Source organism: Niastella yeongjuensis (genome assembly GCF_900110245.1).
GTDB classification, from domain to species: Bacteria; Bacteroidota; Bacteroidia; order Chitinophagales; family Chitinophagaceae; genus Niastella; species Niastella yeongjuensis.
In genome coordinates, this window is the sequence record NZ_FOCZ01000003.1 from 319,873 (window position 1) to 341,742 (window position 21,870).

15 protein-coding genes are annotated in these 21,870 nt (G+C 45.4%); 4 read left to right on the forward strand and 11 right to left on the reverse strand.

Annotated elements, in window-relative coordinates; translation table 11 throughout:
* Positions 1-2 precede the first annotated feature (2 nt).
* The 3 genes from BMX95_RS09795 to BMX95_RS09805 all read right to left on the reverse strand — a co-directional run bounded on the left by BMX95_RS09795 (position 3) and on the right by BMX95_RS09805 (position 4,273).
* Entirely contained in the window at positions 3-2,324 is a 2,322-nt protein-coding gene (locus BMX95_RS09795; protein ID WP_081204593.1) for a TonB-dependent receptor, read from the reverse strand.
* Positions 2,325-2,468: 144 nt separating this feature from the next.
* A complete protein-coding gene (locus BMX95_RS09800) occupies positions 2,469-3,236 on the reverse strand; it encodes a LytR/AlgR family response regulator transcription factor (protein ID WP_081204230.1) in 768 nt (255 codons plus the stop codon).
* Complete coding sequence (locus BMX95_RS09805) at positions 3,233-4,273, reverse strand: sensor histidine kinase (RefSeq protein WP_081204232.1); 1,041 nt, start codon at positions 4,271-4,273, stop codon at positions 3,233-3,235. The genes BMX95_RS09800 and BMX95_RS09805 overlap by 4 nt, the downstream gene beginning before the upstream one ends.
* Positions 4,274-4,462: 189 nt before the next feature.
* On the opposite strand from BMX95_RS09805, the gene BMX95_RS09810 reads away from it, so the two are divergent.
* Positions 4,463-5,707 carry a nucleoside permease gene (locus tag BMX95_RS09810; RefSeq protein ID WP_081204594.1) on the forward strand — a complete coding sequence of 415 codons (1,245 nt, stop codon included), beginning with the start codon at positions 4,463-4,465 and terminating at the stop codon, positions 5,705-5,707.
* 80 nt (positions 5,708-5,787) lie between these two features.
* Here the strand turns inward: BMX95_RS09810 and BMX95_RS09815 are convergent, their stop codons facing one another.
* From BMX95_RS09815 to dnaE, 3 genes are all read right to left on the reverse strand, one after another.
* Complete coding sequence (locus tag BMX95_RS09815; RefSeq protein WP_081204234.1) at positions 5,788-7,569, reverse strand: carboxypeptidase-like regulatory domain-containing protein; 1,782 nt, start codon at positions 7,567-7,569, stop codon at positions 5,788-5,790.
* 118 nt (positions 7,570-7,687) lie between these two features.
* Positions 7,688-8,008: a thioredoxin gene (trxA, locus tag BMX95_RS09820; protein WP_081204236.1), complete on the reverse strand. Its 321-nt coding sequence runs from the start codon at positions 8,006-8,008 to the stop codon at positions 7,688-7,690.
* 182 nt (positions 8,009-8,190) lie between these two features.
* Entirely contained in the window at positions 8,191-11,832 is a 3,642-nt protein-coding gene (dnaE, locus tag BMX95_RS09825; RefSeq protein WP_081204238.1) for a DNA polymerase III subunit alpha, read from the reverse strand.
* A gap of 462 nt (positions 11,833-12,294) precedes the next feature.
* Here dnaE and BMX95_RS09830 point away from each other — a divergent pair, with 462 nt between their 5' ends.
* A complete protein-coding gene (locus BMX95_RS09830) occupies positions 12,295-12,978 on the forward strand; it encodes a C40 family peptidase (RefSeq protein WP_081204239.1) in 684 nt (227 codons plus the stop codon).
* A gap of 160 nt (positions 12,979-13,138) precedes the next feature.
* On the opposite strand, the gene BMX95_RS09835 is transcribed toward BMX95_RS09830, so the two are convergent.
* The 3 genes from BMX95_RS09835 to BMX95_RS09845 all read right to left on the reverse strand — a co-directional run bounded on the left by BMX95_RS09835 (position 13,139) and on the right by BMX95_RS09845 (position 17,645).
* Positions 13,139-13,585, reverse strand: a complete 447-nt coding sequence (locus BMX95_RS09835; RefSeq protein WP_081204241.1) for a sensor histidine kinase — start codon at positions 13,583-13,585, stop codon at positions 13,139-13,141.
* Between the two features lie 854 nt (positions 13,586-14,439).
* Positions 14,440-15,939 (reverse strand): lipopolysaccharide biosynthesis protein, encoded by a 1,500-nt coding sequence (locus tag BMX95_RS09840; protein WP_081204243.1) that lies wholly within the window; start codon positions 15,937-15,939, stop codon positions 14,440-14,442.
* A 32-nt stretch (positions 15,940-15,971) separates the two neighbouring features.
* The gene (locus BMX95_RS09845; RefSeq protein WP_081204245.1) at positions 15,972-17,645 is read right to left on the reverse strand and encodes a M1 family metallopeptidase; all 1,674 of its coding nucleotides are present in this window, start codon (positions 17,643-17,645) and stop codon (positions 15,972-15,974) included.
* A 15-nt stretch (positions 17,646-17,660) separates the two neighbouring features.
* On the opposite strand from BMX95_RS09845, the gene BMX95_RS09850 reads away from it, so the two are divergent.
* Complete coding sequence (locus tag BMX95_RS09850; protein WP_081204247.1) at positions 17,661-19,289, forward strand: ABC transporter substrate-binding protein; 1,629 nt, start codon at positions 17,661-17,663, stop codon at positions 19,287-19,289.
* 153 nt (positions 19,290-19,442) lie between these two features.
* On the opposite strand, the gene msrA is transcribed toward BMX95_RS09850, so the two are convergent.
* Together msrA and BMX95_RS09860 are read right to left on the reverse strand one after the other, a co-directional pair.
* Entirely contained in the window at positions 19,443-20,126 is a 684-nt protein-coding gene (gene msrA, locus BMX95_RS09855; protein ID WP_242673254.1) for a peptide-methionine (S)-S-oxide reductase MsrA, read from the reverse strand.
* Positions 20,127-20,292: 166 nt separating this feature from the next.
* On the reverse strand, positions 20,293-21,255 hold the full coding sequence (locus BMX95_RS09860) for a hypothetical protein (protein WP_081204249.1): 963 nt from the start codon (positions 21,253-21,255) through the stop codon (positions 20,293-20,295).
* A gap of 159 nt (positions 21,256-21,414) precedes the next feature.
* Here BMX95_RS09860 and BMX95_RS09865 point away from each other — a divergent pair, with 159 nt between their 5' ends.
* The gene (locus tag BMX95_RS09865; protein ID WP_081204251.1) at positions 21,415-21,864 is read left to right on the forward strand and encodes a hypothetical protein; all 450 of its coding nucleotides are present in this window, start codon (positions 21,415-21,417) and stop codon (positions 21,862-21,864) included.
* Positions 21,865-21,870: the final 6 nt, after the last annotated feature.

The window sequence follows — 21,870 nt, forward strand, 5'->3', positions numbered from 1 at the left end:
CTTTAAAATTTAAAGTTGTAAGAGATAGAGGGGATGAATTTGAACAAAGCCGTTTGTACGGCTTCTGTTTTGGTGGGATCGCTTTCGCTTTCGCGGAACTCGATGGTATAAGCATTTTCCCGGCCGTACGCATTGTACAGGCTGAACGCCAGTTCAGACAATGTACGTTTGGTTTGTTTCAGCGTACAGGTAGCACCAAGGTCTAACCGGTGATAGGCCGGCATACGATAGCTGTTGCGTTTGGTGTAATAGAACACCTGCTGGTCATCTACCTGGTATTTACCAACGGGGAAGGTAACGGCATCGCCGGTATAGTATACCCAGTTGGCAGAGAGCGTCCATTTTTTGTTCAGCTGATAGGAGCCCACCAGGGAGATGTCGTGCGTTCTGTCCTGCCGGGCGTTGTACCATTCGTTGTTATTGATGCCATCAATCTTGCGTTCTGTTTTCGAAAGCGTGTAACTTACCCAGCCGGTGAAGTGACCGGTTTTCTTTTTAAATAGCCATTCAACCCCATAAGCACGGCCTTTACCGAACAACAACTGCGTTTCAATGGCATCCATGTTGTTGAAGATCTCGGCGCCATCGCGGTAGTCGATCTGGTTCTGCATGGTTTTGTAGTAAGTTTCTACGGTAACCTCATATTTATCACCTGCCAGGTTCTTGTAATAACCAAGGGAAACCTGGTCGGCAATTTCTGGTTTTATGTTGTTGGTGCTGGCTACCCATTTATCGGTTGGGCGCGAAGTAGTGGAACTGCTGATCAGGTGCAGGTTCTGCACATTTCGTACATACGATCCCTTTATGGAGGCCGATGGGGTGAGGGTATAACTCAACGCCAGCCGTGGTTCGGGATTAAGGTATGTTTTTACAACGTCTCCGCTGTTGTAATGCAGGGTATCGGTGACTGCGCCAGTATTGTCGAGGGTATAAAAGTCACCCTTGCCCATAATACTGAACGCAGTCAGACGGATGCCATACGTAACGTTCCATTTGTTGGAGATCTTCCAGCTATTGGTGGCATAGGCCGCGTTTTCAAAGGAATATCTTTCTTGCAGCGTTTGTCCGTTTACTGCAGAGTTTCCGGGAGAGGTTACTTCGCCGGGCCTGATGCGGTGGTAAATGGCATTGACGCCAAAGCGTATGGTATTGTTGCTGTTGGCATACCATTGAAATTCCTGTTTTACATTATAGTCGCGGATCTGTGAAAAAATATTGTAGTTATTGGCCCCATTACGGATGGATACCTTGTAATCGTAATTACTGAATATGAGCGAGGTGTTGGAGAACAGTTTGCTGTTGAAGAGGTGGTTCCAGCGCAGGGTAGCGGTACTGTTGCCCCAACTCATGCCAAACGTTTCACCAAAACCCAGTTTATCGCGCCCGAAATAACCACTCAGGTACAGTTTGTCTTTATCGCCCAATGCATAATTCATTTTGGCGTTGAGATCATAAAAGTACAGCTGGCTGTTTTTGATGTCTTCGTTGTGAGATAATTTCAAAAACATATCTGCATACGTTCTTCTGCCTGCGATCAGGAAGGAAGACTTGTCTTTTTGAATAGGTCCTTCTACATTCAACCGGGTTGAAATAAGTCCTATGCCGCCACTGGCACTGTAGTTCTGGTTGTTGCCATCGTTCATTTTCAGATCGAGTACTGATGACAGCCGGCCGCCATATTGGGCAGGCATACCGCCTTTGTATACCGTTGCATCTTTGATGGCATCTGAGTTGAACGTAGAGAAAAAGCCAAGCAGGTGCGAGGCGTTGTATACCGGTGCTTCATCGAGCAGGATCAGGTTTTGATCGGCTGCGCCACCCCGTACATAAAAACCGGCATTGCCATCACCGGCCGATTTAATACCGGGTAACAATTGGATGGCCTTTACTACATCCCGTTCCCCAAACAACACCGGAATGTTCCTTATTTCTTTGGTGGAAAGGCGCTCGATGCCCATTTGCGAACTGCTGATGCTTCGGCCCCTTGAAGTGGCGGTCACCGTTACAGAATCCATTTTGCTGTCGGCATCGGCCAGTGCCAGGTTCAGGACTTTGTTTTTATCCAGTATAACTTCCTGCACCTTTGGCTGCAGGCCAATGGCGGTTATTTCCAGCCGGTAGGTGCCGGCAGGTAAGGACAGGGAATAAAATCCATACTCATTGCTGGTAGTGCCGGTTTGTTTGTTCAGCACTTTTACCGAAGCTCCAATGAGGGTTTCGCCTGTTTGTTGTGATTTGATGGTTCCACTGATGGTATAGGTTGACTGTGCATGCACCGCCGCCACCATTAGAAGCATAAGGGTTAAAGGTAAAATGAATTTCATGCCGCAAAGTTCCATCAAAGCCGAAGGGCTTGCCGGGGTAAAACAAACGAAGCGGACAAATTGCGGGATGAATGACCTGTAAGGTCCGCCGTCGGGGCTTAAATATTCAGACGATTGATGCGGTCCTGACAGGTCATGCGCAGGTCAGGCGTTTTCAAGCCATTGTAAAAGTTCTCCAGATCGTACTTTGCTGATGATGATGTTCTCGGGGGTGGGAATGGCCAAACGAACCACCAGCCGCCGGGAGAAATAATGCTCGATGTTTACAATAGCCTGGCGGTTAATGATAAATTGCCTGTTGGCGCGGAAAAACAGATCGGGTTGCAGCATGGCTTCCAGCTCATCGAGGGTGGATGGCATCACATATTTTTGATTGGCATGTGTATAGATACTGGTTACCCCGTTGGTATAATGAATACAGGCGATGTCAGTTGTTTTAATTGGAATGATCTTTTCCTGAAAATGAATAAGCAGGGTAGTTTTATAGTTACCGGAGAGCTGGCTCAACAGGTTTTCCAGCTTCTTTTCATAGCCGGTTTTCTCCGGGCTGAAGACATCTTTGAGGGTATCATATTTATCAAGGGCCTGTTGCAGGCGGTTTTCGTCGATGGGTTTTAACAGGTAGTCGATGCCGTTGGTCTCAAAGGCACGGATGGCATATTCGTCGAATGCCGTGCAAAAGATAACCGGGGTATTTACCGGGGTGTTTTTAAAAATGTCGAACGATAACCCGTCGGCCAGCTGAATATCGGAGAAAACCAGGTCGGGGGCGGGGTGCGAACCGAACCATTGGATGCTGTCTTTAATGGTTGGCAATATATCGAGCACGGTAATATCGTGCCGCAATGCGGAAACCAATGATCTCAACTCGCGCGCTGTTTTTATCTCATCCTCAATGATCAATACATTCATGACTGCAATAATGGAAGTTTTACAATGAATTTGGCGCCGGTATTGGTTATTTCGATCTGTTTACCGGATAACAGCTGGTAACGATCGTTTATATTCTGTAAACCTTTGCCGGTGTTTTTTTCTGTTGACAGTTTAGGCTGCATATTGTTTTCCACCGTTAAAATATCGTTTCCATCATTATGGATATAAATGTGCAAGGGATCGCCCGATGAAATGATATTGTGTTTGATGGAATTCTCTATCAGGATCTGCAGGGACAGCGGTACTATATTCCGTGACAACAAGTCTTCAGGCACCTGAATATGCACCTGCAGCGCGTCTTCGAACCGTTCTTTTAAAATGTATAAATAGGAGTTGGTGAACGCCAGCTCGTCTTTTAACGAGGCCACGTTGTTGTCGTTGTAGTTCAATAAATACCGGTATACATTTGAGAGCTGCATAATGTATTGCCGGGTGTTTTGATCGGTGGCAATCGTTTTTAACGTGCTGAGGGAGTTGAATAAGAAGTGCGGACTGATCTGTTGTTTCAACAGGTTCAGCCGGGCCTGCAGGTTTTCTTTCTTCAGCTGCTCTATTTCCATCTTTGAATGCTCTACCTTTTTTATAGCGGCAATGTAATAGACCATGAAATACTGGAAGCCGCCGATGGTGAGTCCGCGGATACCTAAAAAGAAAAATCGCCGCAGGGGCGGGGCATCGCCATTGGCAGTATAGATATGCAATTCGAACAGATCGATGCTAAAGGAAATCAGGATGCACAGCAACACCCCAACAATGCCTTTTACCCAGTTGTTATTAAAGGCTTTTATTCGAAAATGGGTTTGCCGTCCGTACTGGTGTATGAGCCAGCAAATGAAGGAAAAAAGTGTGATCACAGAAAAGGACAGCAGAAATTCGGGCCACCCGCCGTCGTTCCAGCGCACCAGCCGTTGATCGGGGACCGTGCTTTTGAGCGGGATCAGAAAGCGCAGCACAAAAAAACTCCCGATGGAAAGCGAGATGATGATGCCTGGTTTTATATCGGACAATGACCGCATACACAAATGTAGTTATTTGCGTCGCCTTACAGGTGGTAACACAGTAAAGCGGACAATTTAGGCGCTGAATGGCCCATCTGGCGCCGTCCTAACGTTAAACCTTGTTTCTTGTACCTTAATTATTTATCTTCCCGTATTAAAGGAGCTAAGTCCTTCGTCCAATTTTACTCAAAACAAAAAGAATATACTTTGAATATCAGGTTACGTCTCACTATTATGAACTTTCTGGAGTTCTTTGTCTGGGGTTCGTGGCTTATTTCGATGGGCGCTTATATGTTCAATGTGCTGCACTTTTCGGGCATTCAGGTAAGCAGTATTTATGGAACTATGGGCGTGGCCTCTATTTTTACCCCGGCTTTATTTGGTATTGTGGCCGACCGGTGGGTGAATGCAGAAAGGGTGCTGGGGCTTTGTCATATCATAGGTGCGTTACTTTTATTGTGGGCCTCGAAAGTAACCGATTATCCCACACTGTATACCATTATGTTGCTGAACTCTTTTATGTTCATGCCTACACTGGGGTTGAATAACACCGTATCGTACATCGTGCTTGAAACAAGAGGCTTCAATATTGTAAAGGATTTTCCACCCATTCGCGTATGGGGTACCATTGGGTTTGTGGCAGCTATGTGGATGGTTGATCTGTGTGGTTTTAACTTAAGTCCCATGCAATTGTACATCAGTGCGGGAGCAGGTTTGTTACTGGGGGTGTATGCGTTTACGATGCCCGGTTGTCCGCCGGTTAAATCGGTCGTAAAAAGAAGTCTGGCCAGTTCACTGGGGCTCGACGCTTTTGTTTTGTTCAGGAAGAGAAAAATGATGGTCTTTTTCCTGTTTGCCATGTTGCTGGGTGCGGCGTTACAAATTACCAATACCTTCGGCTCTGCCTTCCTCAACGATTTTAATACCAAATACCCCCATGCATTTGGGGTAACGCACTCCAACATAGTCATTTCCATTTCGCAGATCTCTGAAACGCTGTTTATTCTTGCCATTCCTTTCTTTTTGAAACGCTTCGGCATTAAACTGGTTATGCTGATGAGCATCTTTGCCTGGGTTTTCCGTTTCGGGCTGTTTGCTGTAGGCGACCCCGGTACCGGCTTGTGGTTGTTGATCCTTTCCATGATCATTTATGGAATGGCGTTCGACTTCTTCAATATCTCCGGTTCTTTGTTTGTGGAGAAGGAAGCCGATATCAAGATCAGGGCCAGTGCACAGGGATTGTTTATGTTAATGACCAATGGTATTGGAGCCTATGTGGGCAATTACATCAGCGGCCGGGTTGTAGATCATTTTACGGTAGACGGGATAAAGGACTGGCCTGCCATCTGGTTCAGTTTTGCCGGTTATGCGTTGTTGCTGGGTATTATTTTTCCGCTGGTATTTAAGTATAAACATGTTCCTGCCGATGAAAAGGTGGTGGTGGCGCATTGATGAAAAGTTGATCAGAAAATATAAAAGGGCCAAAGTTGTTTAAAACAGCTTTGGCCCTTTCGCTATGTAAGAAGTAATTGTTACTGGGTCCTTTTTACCCTGAACGTATAATTAACAGGGGCTGTTTGTGCAGTTATGGTATCTGTAAGCGTGGTAGTAAAATTACCGGCTATGAACCCGGTGCCTGCGGCGCCAAATTCGGTAATGTTTACGGTGCCGGTGCCTGTTGAATAATAGCCGCGGGTACCAGTATTAATATATACACCAGTGAGTGGGGCAGCGCCCGTTGCCGATGCCGTGAAATCTATATAGGTACTCTCGTTAAAATTTCCGCCTTTACGGGTAACCCACAAAGAATAAGAGGTAGCTGATGATTTATTCAAACTCATGGAATCCGCTGGTGTGGCAAAGTTGTACGTTACGCCGTTCAGGGTGTAGTTGGCAAACTCTGCAATGGTATTGCCGCATGCGTTTAATACGCCTGCTTTTACTGTGCCTGTTGAAACTGACAAAATGGTTGAGCTGCCATTCTGGTTATTGCTGAGGTCATAGGCTGTAAGGGTAGCGGTGGCAGTAGTCGGGTTGCAGCGGTCGAAGACAATGCTGAAGGTGCCGTCGTTTTTAACAAGCACCCGGTTATGCACCCCATCGAGCAGCACATCAACAAAACCATTGGTAACGAAAACCGCATTACAATTGAGCACAGACCCGGTAATGGTCAATTGTGAGGTACTGTTATTGGGTACGGTGATGGTGCCCAGATCGGCCGTAGTTGAAAAGGGACCAATATCTCTTGTATACAACAGTGTATTACATTTGTTGTATACGTTCATCTGTAAGGCCTTATTGATAGGGATCTTTCCACCTACAAAACCGATGTTATCCGTATTACCATATCCGGATATCGTTACGGTGTCAGTCTTAACTTTTAAAATCACCTGGGCCGGATATAAGGGGTTTCCGTTCTGGTCTTTAATGGTTGCTTTTAAATCAACCACCCCATACGGGTAATCGCAGTTCCAGAAAGAGAAATGGCCTACGGTACCTATATAATTGCTGCCTTGTTTGGTGGCAGTTCCTTCTTCTTTCCATAACCCCGATGAATCGTTAAAACTCCATAATGGAATGGTGGCCGGCGCCAGTGACAACAAGCTAGTAGGAATAGGGAAGGTAATGGTAGCTGTTTTGCCAGTGGCCAGCTGCAGTTTTTCACCGCCTGCTCCGTTTAATTCAACGGCCATCATGCCAAAGGATTGCAAACCGGTTTCTTCATTCGATGCATTGATGCCTCTTAAAGCACCGGGCATGATCTCTTTGAAATTGGCTGCTTCTGGATTTATGAAAAAGGCGCTTACCGAAACTGTTCCGGTATAAGCGCTGTTGTTACCGGTATTGGTAAAACTATTTCCCGTAAAGGCAATGGTACCACCGCTTGGTACAGTTACACTTCCACCACCTGTAGTAACGGTACCGGCTACTTTTTTCGGGATCAGTTGTATGGTTACGTTGCTGGTTGCCCCGGCGTTTACTACAATGGTACGGCTGCCTAAAAAGAAACCATCTTTTTCTACTTTCACCAGACCTGCATTTTTATTGAGGCTTACACTGGCGATGGTGAAATTACCATTGATGTCGGTAGTGGCAGAGGCTGCCCCCACTTTTACAACAGCTGCATTCACGGGTTGATTGGCATCGTCCACTACCCGTCCTGATACACCGGCTGTTACATATTCAATGGCCGGTGGTTTGGGTGGGTTGGGATCAGTGGGATCCGGATCTCCGTGACTTGATTTTTGACAGCTGAATGTGATGAGAAGGGTTGCGAACAGGGTCGCAATAGCGAGAGAAAGGGTTGACTTCATGGCGCGTTATTGATTGTTTAAGGCGGAATGAAGATAAACAATCTTTCGTACAGGAGAATGCGAAAGAAAAAAGCGCCCTGACGAGACTGTCAGGGCGCTTTAATACAATGAAAGCAAATTATGCTATATGTTGTTCTATCTTTTTAACAAAGTTGCTTTTAGGTTGTGCACCTACCAGCTTGTCAACCACTTTACCATCTTTTATGAAAAGGATAGCAGGGATAGAAGTAACACCATAATTAATAGATAATTGTGGGTTATGGTCAACGTTAACTTTGCCTACGTTTATTTTACCATCGTATTCTTTCGATAATTCTTCAATAACTGGTCCGATAGCGCGACAAGGACCACACCACTCAGCCCAAAAATCAACAACTGTTAATTTATCAGAATCGAGGACCTTGTCCTGGAAGTTTGTGTCTGTGAATTCTAAAGCCATAAATATAAATTTAGTGTGTAAAGTTTATAAATAATTTCTTAAACGTTTTCCAAAGTTTTGAACTTCAAAAAAGTAATATATTATCGTCGAATTCTATGCCATACCCTTTGTTTGCCTATCCTGTCAGGTGTGGTGCCCACCCTGTCAGTGGGAAAACATCGATCTTCCTGAATGTTTGCAATTTATGCAGTCACTACCTGTATATCCAGGTCGGGACGGCTTTGCAGGAAAGCGGTCATTTCGTCATTCATTTCAAAACCCGTCTCCACACTTGCCAGGCTTACCCGGCACTGTGTTTTAAGATCTTTAACATTGAATTTCAATTTGCTGTTGCCAGGAAAAGCTTTCAGGTTCTTTTCCAGGAAGTTGATCAGCTCCTCATTCACGAACCGCGCTTCAACATCAATAATAACCTGTTTGGTTAGATTTTGTTTAATGCTCTCTAACAAACTCATCTTTTCGATCTTGAACTCAAACTCTGTTTTATTGAACCGGGGTTTGAAAGCACCGGTTATAAACAGGTTTTTACCTTTTTCGAGGTAATTGAGGAAACGCATGTAGTCATCGCTCCACAACATGAACTCGCTTTTGCCGGAATAGTCCTCTATCCAGAAGGAACCAAACTGACGTCCGGTACGGGTAACCCGGTGCTGGGCGTCTGTTACCAGTCCGGCCAGCCTGAAGGGGCGGCCCGGATTGGCCTGCAGGGCCAGGGTATCTTTTATTTCATTGAACTCGGCCATGGTAGTAATACCATAGTGTTTTATTTCGAACCGGAAGTGATCGAGCGGGTGACCGCTCATAAACATCCCGGTAACCTCTTTTTCATAGTTCAGCAGCTCCGTAAGTGACCACTGTTCGCATGGTGGGATCTTCGGTGGTGGTATTTCCATCACCTCTGTAAGCCCGCCAAAAAGCGTATTACTGGTATTTACGTTCTGTGCCTGGTATATGTTGCCATACCGTACGATCTTTTCCAACCCGGTGCTGGTATCGTTTGGCGGTGTAAAGAAGTATTGCGCGCGGTGCATATCTTTAAAACAATCGAAGCCACCCGCATATACCAGACTTTCCAGTGTTTTCTTGTTTACAGTACGCTGGTTCACGCGTTTGATCATGTCGAAGATCGACACGTACTCGCCATTCTTTTCGCGTTCTTCTATCAGGCTTTCCACCGCAGCTTCACCCACACCTTTCAACCCACCCAAACCAAAACGAATGTGCCCTTGTTTATTTACGGAGAACCCTTTTTTCGATTCATTTACATCTGGTCCAAAACAATCTATACCCATGCGTTTACACTCTTCCATAAAGAAGGTGATCTTTTCTATGTTACCGGCGTTGTTCAACACGGCCGCCATGTACTCAGAAGGGTAGTGGGCTTTTAAATAGGCTGTTTGATATGCCACATACGCATAACAGGTAGAGTGCGATTTGTTGAAGGCGTATTGGGCGAACGCTTCCCAGTCGGTCCAGATCTTTTCGAGCTTATCAACCGGGTGGCCTTTTTCAGAAGCGCCTTTTACGAACTGGGCCTTCATTTTGTCAAGTACCGCTTTTTGCTTTTTACCCATCGCTTTACGCAGTACGTCGGCATCCCCTTTACTAAACCCGGCCAGCTTTTGCGCCAGCAACATTACCTGCTCCTGGTATACGGTGATACCGTATGATTCGTGCAGGTACTCTTCCATTTCCGGGAGGTCATATGTGATGGGCTCGCGGCCGTGTTTACGATCGATAAAGTTAGGAATGTAGGCGAGCGGACCGGGGCGATACAAGGCGTTCATCGCAATAAGATCCGCAAACTGGTCAGCCTTCAGGTCGCGCAGGTATTTTTGCATCCCGGGACTTTCAAACTGGAACGTACCAACGGTTTCGGCCTTCTGGTATAATTCGAATGTTTTGGGGTCGTCGAGCGGAATGGTCTCGATGTCAAGTTCAACCCCATGGTTTTCCTTGATCATACGCAGGGCGTTCTTGATGATGGTAAGGGTTTTCAAACCCAGGAAGTCCATCTTAATTACGCCGGCGTCTTCAATAAGGCTTCCCTCAAATTGGGTAACCCACAGGCTGGAGTCTTTCGCAGTAGACACCGGGATCAGATCGGTCAGATCGCAGGGGGCAATGATGATACCCGCTGCGTGGATACCGGTGTTACGAACGGAGCCCTCTAACCGCTCTGCTTCGTGCAGTACGGTAGCGGTTAATCCCTGCCCGTTGTATACTTCACGTAGCTTTTTAACTATTTCAATTTCATCGGGCCCAATGCCTTCTTTTTCTTCCAGTGATTTCTCACCCTCCTTAGCTGTTAAAGGTGCATGTAATACGCGGCCCAGTTCAATGCCCGGCTTTTCCGGTACCATCTTCGCCATGGCGTTCGATTCTACCAGGGGCAGGTCGAGCACACGGGCTACGTCCTTGATACTACTTTTAGCAGCCATGGTACCATAGGTAACGATCTGGGCTACCTGACTTTTACCATATTTCTCCACTACATAGTCGATCACTTTTTGCCGGCCTTCATCATCGAAGTCCGTATCGATATCCGGCATCGACTTACGGTCGGGGTTCAAAAAGCGCTCGAACAGCAGGTTGTATTTAATGGGGTCGATATTGGTAATACCGGTGCAAAAGGCCACGGCACTACCAGCAGCCGATCCACGGCCCGGCCCAATGAACACCCCTCGTTCACGCCCCACTTTTATGAAATCGCTTACAATTAAGAAATAACCGGCAAACCCCATGGTTTTGATGGTAAACAACTCAAAGTCAAGTCGTTCCTGAATTTCAGGCGTTATATCAACGTAGCGTTCCTTCGCGCCCTCGTAAGTAAGGTGTTTCAGAAATTCCCACTGGTTCAGGTTGCTGTCTTCAGTGACCTGGAACTCTTTGGGTAAGGGGAAAGCCGGTAACAGGATGTCTTTTTTCAGGTTCAGCACTTCCACCCGGTCAACGATCATATTGGTATTGTCGATCGACTCGGGAATATCGCTGAACAGCTTCTTCATTTCCTCCTGGGTTTTAAAGTAAAACTGGTCGTTGGGAAATTTGAAGCGGCGGTCTTTTATATTGGTATCGTCGTTTACAAAATCATCGAAACCTGGCGTGCTTTTCTTTTCGCCGGTGTTGATACACAGCAGGATGTCGTGGGCATTGTAATCGTCCTGATCGGTGTAATGGCTGTCGTTGGTGGCAATAACAGGCACATTGTACTTCTTGGAGAACTTCAGCAGGGTTTGGTTGATGATCTCCTGCTCCTTCAGGTTGTGCCGTTGAATTTCAATGAAATAGTCTTCCCCAAACAGATCGAGCCACCATTTGAATTCGGCTTCGGCTTTTTCTTCGCCATCGTGCAGAATGGTTTGCGGCACATAGGCGCCTATACAGCAGGTAGTGGCGATCAATCCCTCGCGGTATTTTTCAATCAGGCCTTTATCGATCCGGGGGTACTTGCTGTACATCCCCTCTATGTAACCCAGACTGGTTAATTTAACCAGGTTCTGGTAACCCACTTTATTTTTTGCCAGCAGTACCTGGTGGTAGCGTTCGTCTTTTACTTCTTTGGAAAAGGTCTTTCTATGACGGTCTTCCACCACATAAAATTCACAACCTACAATGGGTTTTACCTTCAGGCTGCCGTCTTCATTTTTGTGTTTATAAGCTTCAGCCACAAATTCAAAGGCGCCGAACATATTGCCGTGATCGGTAATGGCAAGGGCGGGCATCCCGTCTTTTACGGCTTTTTTATACAATGACTGGATAGACGCCTGTCCATCGAGTAACGAAAACTGGGTATGAACGTGTAGATGAGAAAACTTACACATGTATCTTTAATAAAGTTAATTTGTTCTAAAGTGCTGCTTTTGTGGTTCTTTTCGACGAAATAGGATGTAGGATGTTAGGGTGTCTCCTGATTTTCGGGACTTCTGAACAATTGTTTTTCTTACTTCATTCTTCTTATCTCTTACTTCTGCCCTACCATACCGGAAATCCTGTTCTTTCGCTTAAGCCGCTCATTTCCAATGAGCAACAATTTTAAATTAAAACACGAAATTGTGGTATAAAGTTCTTTATTCAAAAGTGATCCCGAATAATTTATATCCACACTGCCTGCATAAGTTAATTAGGAACGGTGAATGGTAGGAGGGGAGTGCTTTATGTGTAATTCTTTCCAAATTTTAATGCCATACTGGCAATGTATTTGCTATTTTTGGGGCCTTGCTATAACATGATCGGGGCCTGATGAATTGGGATAGGTACTATTATAGCAATAAAATTCCCAGCCTGTGAAGTATCTGATTATCATTATATCCACCCTATTGGTGTATGCTGAACCAGCATCAGCACGTCATCCATTTGGCCTTTATAAGGTATTTCAGGATGGCAAAAGTAAAAAGAAGACCACCAAGAGCACTACCACCACTACTGCCAAAGCCAGGAAGGTGGCGAGTCCTACTACCAGGCTCGCCGCATTAACTCCCGAAGAAGAGAACCGGGTTGCCGACCTGAAGAACCGCAAAGTGATCGGGATCGAGTTAAGCGCACCATTACAGTTTAAATATGCCATTCTGCTTGATATTCCGGTAGAAATGATCAACGATAGCAAGTTGCTGGAATTGATCGACAGCTGGTACGGCACCAAATACAAATACGGCGGCGATACGCACGATGGGGTCGATTGCAGTGGTTTTACCAAATCGTTTATGGCGTCGTATTATAATGTGAACCTCACCCGCAACTCCGCGGATATGTACGATAAAAGCACCCACCTTAAAAAGAAGAAGATAGCCCAGGGCGACCTGGTATTCTTTAAAACCAATGGCTCCAAAGGTGGAATAACCCACGTAGGCGTTTATCTGTGCAATAACAAGTTTATACATGCTGCCACCAGCAGTGGGGTAATAATCAGTGATCTGAATGAGGATTATTATAAAGCCCGTTTCGCAGGGGGCGGACGAGTTGTTAAGTAACTTTTAGCTTAAAGTCAGACATTGAGTTCAACGTTTTAAGTTTAAAGTTGAAAGTTTTAAGTCCAAAGTTTTGAGTTCCAGGCATTAAAAAAGGTTCAACACAGGATATTGGATTTTCCTATATATTGAACCTTGCCATGTTTTTTCTGCCTTCTGCCCTTTAAGCGGCCATCGACAGCGTAATAACTGTTCCTTCGTGTTTCTGATTGTAAATATTGATATTGGCGCCCATAGTGCGGGCTGCTGCCACTACCTGGGAAAATCCATGCGCCACAGTGCTATAAAAATTAGTTCCATTGTTCCGCACAATGATCTGCACGCCCTGGGGTTTCTTAACTGCTTCAATTCGAACACACGCGTTGTGCGAACTAACAATCGCATTGTTTAACAGATTGCCAACGATAAAAGCCAGGATCTGCTCATCGGCATTCAGTTGAAAGCTTTCATCAACATTGTTTATGATAAAACTATGCTGGGTGGCTGCCAGCGGAACAAAGCTGTTCATCAGCTGGTCGATTAATTTGTGTAAGGGTACAGGTACGGAGGTAGAAGTACGGGTTTGAGTGAATACTGGTGCCGGGTGTTGGGCAATTGACAAGCTTTTCATAAAAGGACATTTAATTGATGTAACAATAAATCGAAAAGAGTTCAAAGGGATACGAACTAAAAACGGAAACTAATGCTACGAATCAAACGTTTTCTTAGGGACTGACTACTTTTGTGCTACGAATCAATTGTTAACGAAGGGACTGACAACTTTTAGGCTACGGATCAACTGTTTACTAAAGGACGGCTACTTTTGTGCTACGAATCAATAGTTTACTTAGGGACTGACAACTTTTAGGCTACGGATCAACTGTTTACTAAGGGACGGCTACTTTTATGCTACGAATCAATAGTTTATCAAGGGACTGAACTACATTTTGCGCTACTAATCAACTGTATTCCCAGGGACGGCTACTTTAATGCTACGAATCAACTGTTTTCTTAGGGACTGGCTACTTTCATCAGATATTTGACCAAGAACTCCTGCTTTTTTTCTTTCTGAGTCAAAGTAACGACGCAATGCAACCGTTTGCATCAACGGTTGAGCAGATATAAAGGAAAATAGACTAAAGCATGAATTGGCACTAGGGGTTTTTCTGTAAAAACGGGGTATCTTTTTACGAAAACGATTACATTGGCTTTTTGCTATAAAACGTGAAACGAACATTTGTTAATGTTCATTTGACATTTATCAGCCATGAATACTGTTAAGGGAATACTAAAGAAACTGCATTTATAAGAAGTAGGAAGTAAGAAGTATGAAGTAAGAAGTAGGAAGTAAGAGATAAGAAGTAGGAAGTATGAAGTAAGAAATAAGAAGTCCGAAATAAGAAGCAGAGATTCCGAAAACAGCGAACATCATACATCATACATCTTACTTCCTACTTCTACTTTTCTAAAACAGTAGGCTTTTCCTTACTGTTTTGTCAATTTTAATTTCTTTTTAACTGTCTCCCAGACAGGTAATACATCAGGGGTCAATTTGAGATACAATACACCTGTTGCATACAACAAAATAAACAGGGAGCTGCGCAACACCAGCCAGATAAATCCCTGAAAGGAATTAAAGAGTAAAAAGCAGATGACGTAACAGACTGCGGCCAATAAAAGCGAGTATATTGTTTGCAAAGTGAATGGCTGTAATTTGAATTTCTTTAACAGAAAAAAGTAGCGGATGCCATTGTACACAATGATGGAAAAAAGATTGGCAACAGCAGGCCCTTTTTCATGCAATTCAAGCGTCAACAGATAATTCAATGGCAGGGTTAGCAGTAATAAGATCACCCCACTAAGGATCTCGACTTTCCAGTAAATGCTGGTCCCAATGATCTGGGCATTTAACCCGGTGCCCATATCTATCACTTTGGTAAGACCAATGAACAAGAAAATAATACGGGCATCGAGATAACCCTGTTTTAAATGTAAGGTGAGCACCGCATCGTTAAAGTTGAGCCATATTAAAAGAAATATGGCCACTCCAAAGATCAGCTGGTTGATGCTGCTGCGCTGGTAAATGCGATTGATGCGGCCCATGTCTTTATCCTTCCAGGCTTGCGACAATGGACCTACAGCGGCTGCACTAATAGCCCGTTGCGGTGCAAACACCAGGCCCGACATATTTTGGGCCAGGGTATAAATACCCACGTACATCATGCCATTTGTTACTACAGCGCCAATTACAAGCGTATCAAATACGCTTGATACATTCACTACCAGAAAACCACCCCACACAAACAGGCTGGAACTGATTATTTTCTTAGAGAATTTTTTGCTTACCCGGCTGATGGTAAAAGTAAAATGAAGCTGACGGGTGTAAATCAAATACCCTATCAGCGACCCGGCAATGCCAATATAAGTGAAAGCATATATCTTAATGAACAGGTCAAAGTCTTTAATGAACCGGAAAAAGAGCAGCACGATCAGGATAGTGGCAAACAACCGGAACAATATTTCCTTCACGAAGGTGGTGAACACCGATTTCCGCAATTGCCAGGCAAATGCCTCCAAAACAGTATAGATGGAAAGGCCAAACCCAAAAGGGAAAAACCAGTAATAGTAACGCACCACCTCGGGTGAGTGGGCGGAGTATTTCCGGACCACCAGATCTTTAAATACAAAACCACCGATCATCACAAACAGGAACCCCATAAAACCAACCACCAGGGCTATGGTGATCATGTCGTTTTTTTCGCGCGGCAGGTTGTCTTTATAATACGGATAGAATTTAAAAATGTAGTAGGTGAGGCCCAAATTGGAGAAAGAAAGCATTAGGGTGGCAAAGGCCTGAAAAGACCCTATTAAACCGTACTCTGATTCGGAAAATCCTTTTGCATACAGGTAAGTATTCACCAATCCCAGCCCAATTCCTATATACACCAATATGGAAGAAATAATACTTTGCCGCCGTATGCTCATTTATTTAATTTCTTGATTCGCTATATTTTTTGTTACCAGTTAACTTTCTTTACGTTGATAAAAAAGTTCTTGTCAACGGTAAAGTCGCCGGCATTGGTGCCCGAAATAATGGTCCAGTCCTCATTGGCGCGGATCCATTTTTCGTCTTTGCCGAATTTCACTTTTAATGGCATGCCAAATCCCTTGATGCAATTTGTAAACCGGAATTTAAGGTCCTTACCCTTGAGGGCATATTCCAGCACCGGAATCTGAGTGGTGCGAAGATATTGATCAAACACCTTTGAAAAATCATGATTGGCCTGGCGGCTGATGTAGGTTTCCACCTCTTTTGAGGTCACTGTTTTGTGGTAATAGGTTTTATTAAGACCGCGTAAGATGCTGCGGAAAATAGAATCGTTGTTGATGATCTGCCTGATGGTATGCAGCATGTTGCCCGCTTTGGGATACATATCCCCGCTGCCTTCCTGGTTTACGCCATAGGGGCCGATAATGGGAATATCGTTTCGGATGCCCGCGCGGGAGCCGATGCAATATTCATTACCGGCTTCCACTCCAAATTCGCAGGTAGTGAACAGGGTTTCGGAATAATTGGTAAAACCCTCATGCACCCACATATCTGCAATGTCGTTGCTGGTAATGCTGTTGGCAAACCATTCGTGCCCGCTTTCATGTACAATGATAAAATCCCATTTAAGCCCCCAGCCGGTACCTGACAGATCGCGGCCCAGATAGCCATTCTCAAAGCGGTTGCCATAGGCTACTGCGCTCTGGTGTTCCATACCGAGGTGCGGCGCTTCTACCAGCTTATAGCCATCTTCATAAAAAGGGTAGGGGCCAAACCAATGCTCAAAACACTTCAGCATTTTAGGGGCCTGGGTAAATTGCTTTTTGGCTTTTTCCAGGTCGTAATCCAACACCCAGTAGTCGCAATCGAGGTTGCCTTTTTCACCCGCAAAGTCTTCGTGCCAGGTTACGTATTTACCAATGTAGGGGATAATGTTGTAGTTGTTGATGGGGTTCTTTACCGCCCAGGTATAAGTAGCGGTACCGTTGTTATTGGCTGTTTTTTCCTGCAGGCGGCCATTGGCCACTGCCACCAGCGTATCGGGCACGGTGACGCTGAGGCTGGCGCCGTTATCGGGTTCATCGCTCTGGTGGTCTTTACAGGGGTACCAAACGCTGGCGCCCAGGCCCTGACAGGCCACGCTCATCCAGGGACGGCCCTGTTTGTCCCTGGTCCAGATCCAGCCGCCATCCCATGGGGGGCGAACCGCTTCCCGGGGTTTACCATGGTAAATCACTTCCAGTGCCGGAGTGGTATTGGCAGTTAAAGCCGGCATGGCCACAAACCAGGCATTACCGTCTCTTTCAAAGTTCAGGTTGGTTTTGGTGCCGGTTTGTGCAACTAAGAAAATGCTATCTATGATCATCGGCTCCTGCAGATCCAGCTGTAATTTGTTCTGCGGCTTTAAAACCTGTATGGTGATCCTGTTTTTTCCCTGGATGGTTTTGCTCCCGTAGTCGGGGGTAACCTGGATATCGTACCGTAATACGTTCCACCAGGCCCTTTCGGGGGTGATGGTGCCACGCAATGTGTCCTGGTGGGTGAATTGCTTTTTATTTCCCAGCGGTTGTGCGGCGCAGGAAGACGCTATAATGAGAAATGATAAATTAAGGAGGAGAAATGAAAAAGTACCTATTTTCATAGTTGATGATAGTATATGAAAGCTAAAGTTATATTTTTTGCTGTCTTTTTTGGTGTGATTTTATTTAATTCCTGCGGTAGTCGTACAAGCGGTAATAAACAGGTATTTCATTACAATGAAACTACCGGTATTCCCACGCTTGACCCGGCTTTTGCCAAAAACCAGGCGATCATTTGGGCAGTCCATCAGTTGTACAATACCCTGGTAGAAACAAACGACGCCCTAAAGATCGTTCCCTCCCTGGCTTACCGCTGGGAGGTATCGGCTGACCGCAAGGTTTATACATTCCATTTACGGCCCGGGGTTTTCTTTCATGACAACGATGCTTTCCCCGGGGGGAAAGGCCGGCCCTTAACAGCTTTTGATGTAGCCTACAGCTTCAGCCGCATAATAGACCCGGCAACAGCCAGCAGCGGCGCCTGGATCTTCAACGACCGGGTAAAGGATAAAGACAGTTTTAAGGCACTGAATGATTCTACCTTTCAGCTTACCTTAAAAAGTCCTTTCGCGCCTATTCTGGGTTTGTTGAGCATGCAATACTGCTCCATTGTGCCCAGGGAAGTGGTTACCAGATACGGGGCTGATTTTCGCAGTCATCCCTGCGGTACGGGTCCGTTTCAATTCAAAGCCTGGGAAGAAGGGCAGGCCATGATTTTGCAGAAGAATGACCATTATTTTGAACACGACAGCGCCGGCAGACCCCTGCCGTATCTCGATGGCATCAAGATCACTTTTCTGGACAGCAGGGCTACCGAATTCCTGTTGTTTCAACAGGGCGAACTGGATTTTATCAACGACATAGACCCCTCCTTCAAGGATGAGATCCTTACTAAAAAAGGACAATTGCGTCAGGACTGGCAGGGTAAGATCATTCTTTCCAAACACTCTTATCTGAATACAGAATACCTGGGCATCTTAATGGATAAGAACAATCCACTGGTGACCGGCTCCCCCCTGCGGATGAAAGCCGTACGGCAGGCTATCAATTATGGGTTCGACCGGCGCAAGATGATCATGTACCTGTACAATTCGAAAGGGATGCCGGCAGAAAGCGGGTTTATTCCAGCTGGTTTGCCTTCGTTCGACAGCAGTGTGGTGAAAGGATATTCCTATAATCCGGTTAAAGCCCGCGAATTGTTGCAGTCGGCAGGTTTTCCCGATGGGGAAGGACTGCCGGTAATAAAGCTGCTTACCATCCCCATCTATAGCGATATAGCCGGTTTTATTGCACGTCAGTTAGAAGAAGTAGGCATCAAAATACAGATAGAAGTAATACCCAAGAGCCTGTTGCTGGAACAAACGGCCAAATCGCAGGCGCTGTTCTTCCGTGGCAGCTGGATAGCCGATTTCCCGGAAGCAGAAAATTACCTGAGCGTATTTTATGGCAGCAATCCTGCACCGCCTAACTACACCCGTTATAACAATCCAAAATTCGATGCCCTGTACGATCAGGCCATGGTAACGGAAAACGATAGCCTGCGTTATAAGTTATACCAGCAAATGGACCAACTGGTGATCGATGACGCACCGGTAGTACCATTATTTTATGATGAGGTGGTGAGGTTGGTGCAGCCTAAAGTGAAGCATTTTGCTCCTGATGGATTGAATCAGTTGGAATTGAGGCGAACGTATTTTGAGAAATGAAAAGACCTGTAAGGTGCGCCTTTTGAGTTTGATTTTTTAGACAGTCTAAGCGCTCCTGACAGGTCGGTATATAAAGCGAAAGACCTGTCAGGTGCAAGTCATCATGCTGCGTATGCTAGCTCAAATGATGCACCTTACAGGTCTTGTATTCAACTAGTGTTTCAACTTACTCTTAAACACCTTCTCAAACTTCTCCACCTTGGGTCTGATAACAATGCTGCAATAAGGCTGATCACCATTCTGGTTGTAATAATCCTGGTGATAGTTTTCAGCGGCATAGAACTTCGTGTACGGTGAGATTTCCGTTACGATGGGATCGTTAAAGGCGCCGCTTTTATCCAGTTCAGCTTTATATTTTTCGGCTTTTTCTTTTTGTTCGTTGTTGTGATAAAAGATCACACTGCGGTATTGTGTACCTACGTCGGCACCTTGTCTGTTAAGGGTGGTAGGGTCGTGGGTTTTCCAGAAAACTTCCAGCAACTCATCATAAGTGATCTTTTTAGGATCATACACCACCTGTATTACTTCTGCATGGCCGGTATTGCCGGTACATACCTCTTTATAGGTAGGGTTGGCAACGGTACCGCCGCTGTACCCTGAAGTAGATTTGATCACACCTTCCAGTTCCTGGAAGATAGCCTCTGTACACCAAAAGCAACCGGTACCAAACGTGGCGGTATCGGTGGCCGTGTTCACCATATTTGTAGTTGTTGTCATATCCTTGCTTATATTCTTTTTTTCGTTTCGTTTTTGTGCGCAGGAGAACAATGTGACTATTGTTACCAACACACCTGTCAAAAAGACCTTCATTCCATGTTGTTTTATCAGATGTATCATTGTATTGTTTTTAAACACCACTATATACGCGGGGTGTGCAGTGGCAGATGTTAAGGAAATACAAAAGTAGCAATTGACGGTAATACCATATTAGACGACGGCTAAAATAAAAAACTGCACCTGCCAGTTGGCCGATGCAGTGTAACTAACCTTCGGATATTCAAAACTATCTTCTTCTACGTTTTACAGTAGTGGTGGTTCTGTTTACCTGTCCGCCGTGCGGGCCGCTAACGGTGGTTGTTCTTCTGTGAACAGTGGTGTTGTTGCCGCCGCCAACAGGGGCTGTTCTGGTGCGAACAGGGGCATTGTTGCTGCGAACAACGGTTGTTCTGGTTGTTCTGCGGGCGCGGTAAGTGGTTATTTGAGCCTGGTGACGGGTGGTAACCGTTACCGAAGTAACCCGCATAGGTCTGTAAATAGGTTGTGCTACAACAACGCGGCGGGTGGTAACTACTGCATAATGCGCGCGGTAGTGATAACGAATGGGGCGGTAAACGGTGTATGCCATTGGGCGCCAGGGGCGATACCAAACGGGGTGCGCACGCCAGGTGTAAGGTGATACCCACACTACATAGGAGGGGGCATATACAAACCGAACACAAGGCCAGGCCCAAACGTTCACTATAATACCGTCAGTGGAGAATGGGTTGGCGCTTTCCATATTAGGACCGCCGGCCAGGTTGGATGTACCTTCATTAAACGCATTCTCAGCTTCCTCGGGTTCTACAATGGTTTCCTGTCCATAAATATCTTCGTCGCCGACAATGTCGATCACGGCATTGTCATTACCGGTTTTTTGCAGTTCTATCACGGCAATATCCTGACTTTCGGTTTCAGAGATAATATCCTGCAGCACAAATACCTCCACATCATTCTCACGTTTGCTTACTACTTTTATATAATCGGTGTTGCCATCTTCGTTAAGATCGAGGTTGTTTACTTTACTGTCTTCAGAGTTGAGCAGTTTTTCAAAATCTTCGGGAGACCCTGCTTTTTTAAACAGATCGAGGGCGCCCGATAAACTGAAGTTATCGCCGGGTAACTGGGGACTATCTGATGCCGTGCTGGTTTGTGCTTTCAAGGTGCTGGTAGCTAAAAGAATAAGCACACTGGGTATAAGATACTTCATTGTACGCAATTGATTTGTAAGTCAGACCGGTTCCTGATTAGAAGGTTTAAAAGGGGTAACCGGGTAAAATATTGTATAGTATATTTTATAAATATATCGGCAGGGGTTGTAGGATCGAATTGACTGTAGTAATATTACGCCCCGCTATAGGAAGCAATTATGAAAAAGATAGAGAACATCCTTTTTTGGCCGGTGCTTATTTTGTTGTTTTTTACTGCATCGAAATTTGGTAGGGCATCAACCGACCTTAATATCGATGATAGCTATTATATCATCCCCAACTCATATGTAGCGGGTACATGTGCCCTGTGGCTGCTGCTGGTTGTCTTTTTGCTGAAATTGATCCGTCGCCGGCACCAGACAGTGAATAAAAAGATCACCCTTACCTACATGGGAGTAACATTGTTACTCGTAACTGGTTTCCTGGCATTGGGACTGGTAAACGGTGGCTCTGCTGCCGGTAATTATACCACTTCCGACCTGGATGCATTGATGTTCAGGAACCAATTGAGGGTGCTATGTGGCTGGTGCTTTTTGCTGGTGCAGGTTATTTTTCTGATATATTTCTTTGTGCAAATCGTAAAAAAGCCCGTCCCGGGTGGTTTATAGGCCATC

Excerpts from the sequence above, each read along its gene's own strand:
- dnaE (WP_081204238.1), bottom strand. The coding sequence starts at position 11,832 with ATGTGTAAGTTTTCTCATCTACACGTTCATACCCAGTTTTCGTTACTC.
- BMX95_RS09800 (WP_081204230.1), bottom strand. The coding sequence starts at position 3,236 with ATGAATGTATTGATCATTGAGGATGAGATAAAAACAGCGCGCGAGTTG.
- BMX95_RS09805 (WP_081204232.1), bottom strand. The coding sequence starts at position 4,273 with ATGCGGTCATTGTCCGATATAAAACCAGGCATCATCATCTCGCTTTCC.
- BMX95_RS09845 (WP_081204245.1), bottom strand. The coding sequence starts at position 17,645 with ATGAAAATAGGTACTTTTTCATTTCTCCTCCTTAATTTATCATTTCTC.
- BMX95_RS09815 (WP_081204234.1), bottom strand. The coding sequence starts at position 7,569 with ATGAAGTCAACCCTTTCTCTCGCTATTGCGACCCTGTTCGCAACCCTT.
- msrA (WP_242673254.1), bottom strand. The coding sequence starts at position 20,126 with ATGATACATCTGATAAAACAACATGGAATGAAGGTCTTTTTGACAGGT.
- BMX95_RS09795 (WP_081204593.1), bottom strand. The coding sequence starts at position 2,324 with ATGAAATTCATTTTACCTTTAACCCTTATGCTTCTAATGGTGGCGGCG.
- BMX95_RS09835 (WP_081204241.1), bottom strand. The coding sequence starts at position 13,585 with ATGAAAAGCTTGTCAATTGCCCAACACCCGGCACCAGTATTCACTCAA.
- BMX95_RS09850 (WP_081204247.1), top strand. The coding sequence starts at position 17,661 with ATGAAAGCTAAAGTTATATTTTTTGCTGTCTTTTTTGGTGTGATTTTA.
- BMX95_RS09840 (WP_081204243.1), bottom strand. The coding sequence starts at position 15,939 with ATGAGCATACGGCGGCAAAGTATTATTTCTTCCATATTGGTGTATATA.
- BMX95_RS09860 (WP_081204249.1), bottom strand. The coding sequence starts at position 21,255 with ATGAAGTATCTTATACCCAGTGTGCTTATTCTTTTAGCTACCAGCACC.
- BMX95_RS09865 (WP_081204251.1), top strand. The coding sequence starts at position 21,415 with ATGAAAAAGATAGAGAACATCCTTTTTTGGCCGGTGCTTATTTTGTTG.
- trxA (WP_081204236.1), bottom strand. The coding sequence starts at position 8,008 with ATGGCTTTAGAATTCACAGACACAAACTTCCAGGACAAGGTCCTCGAT.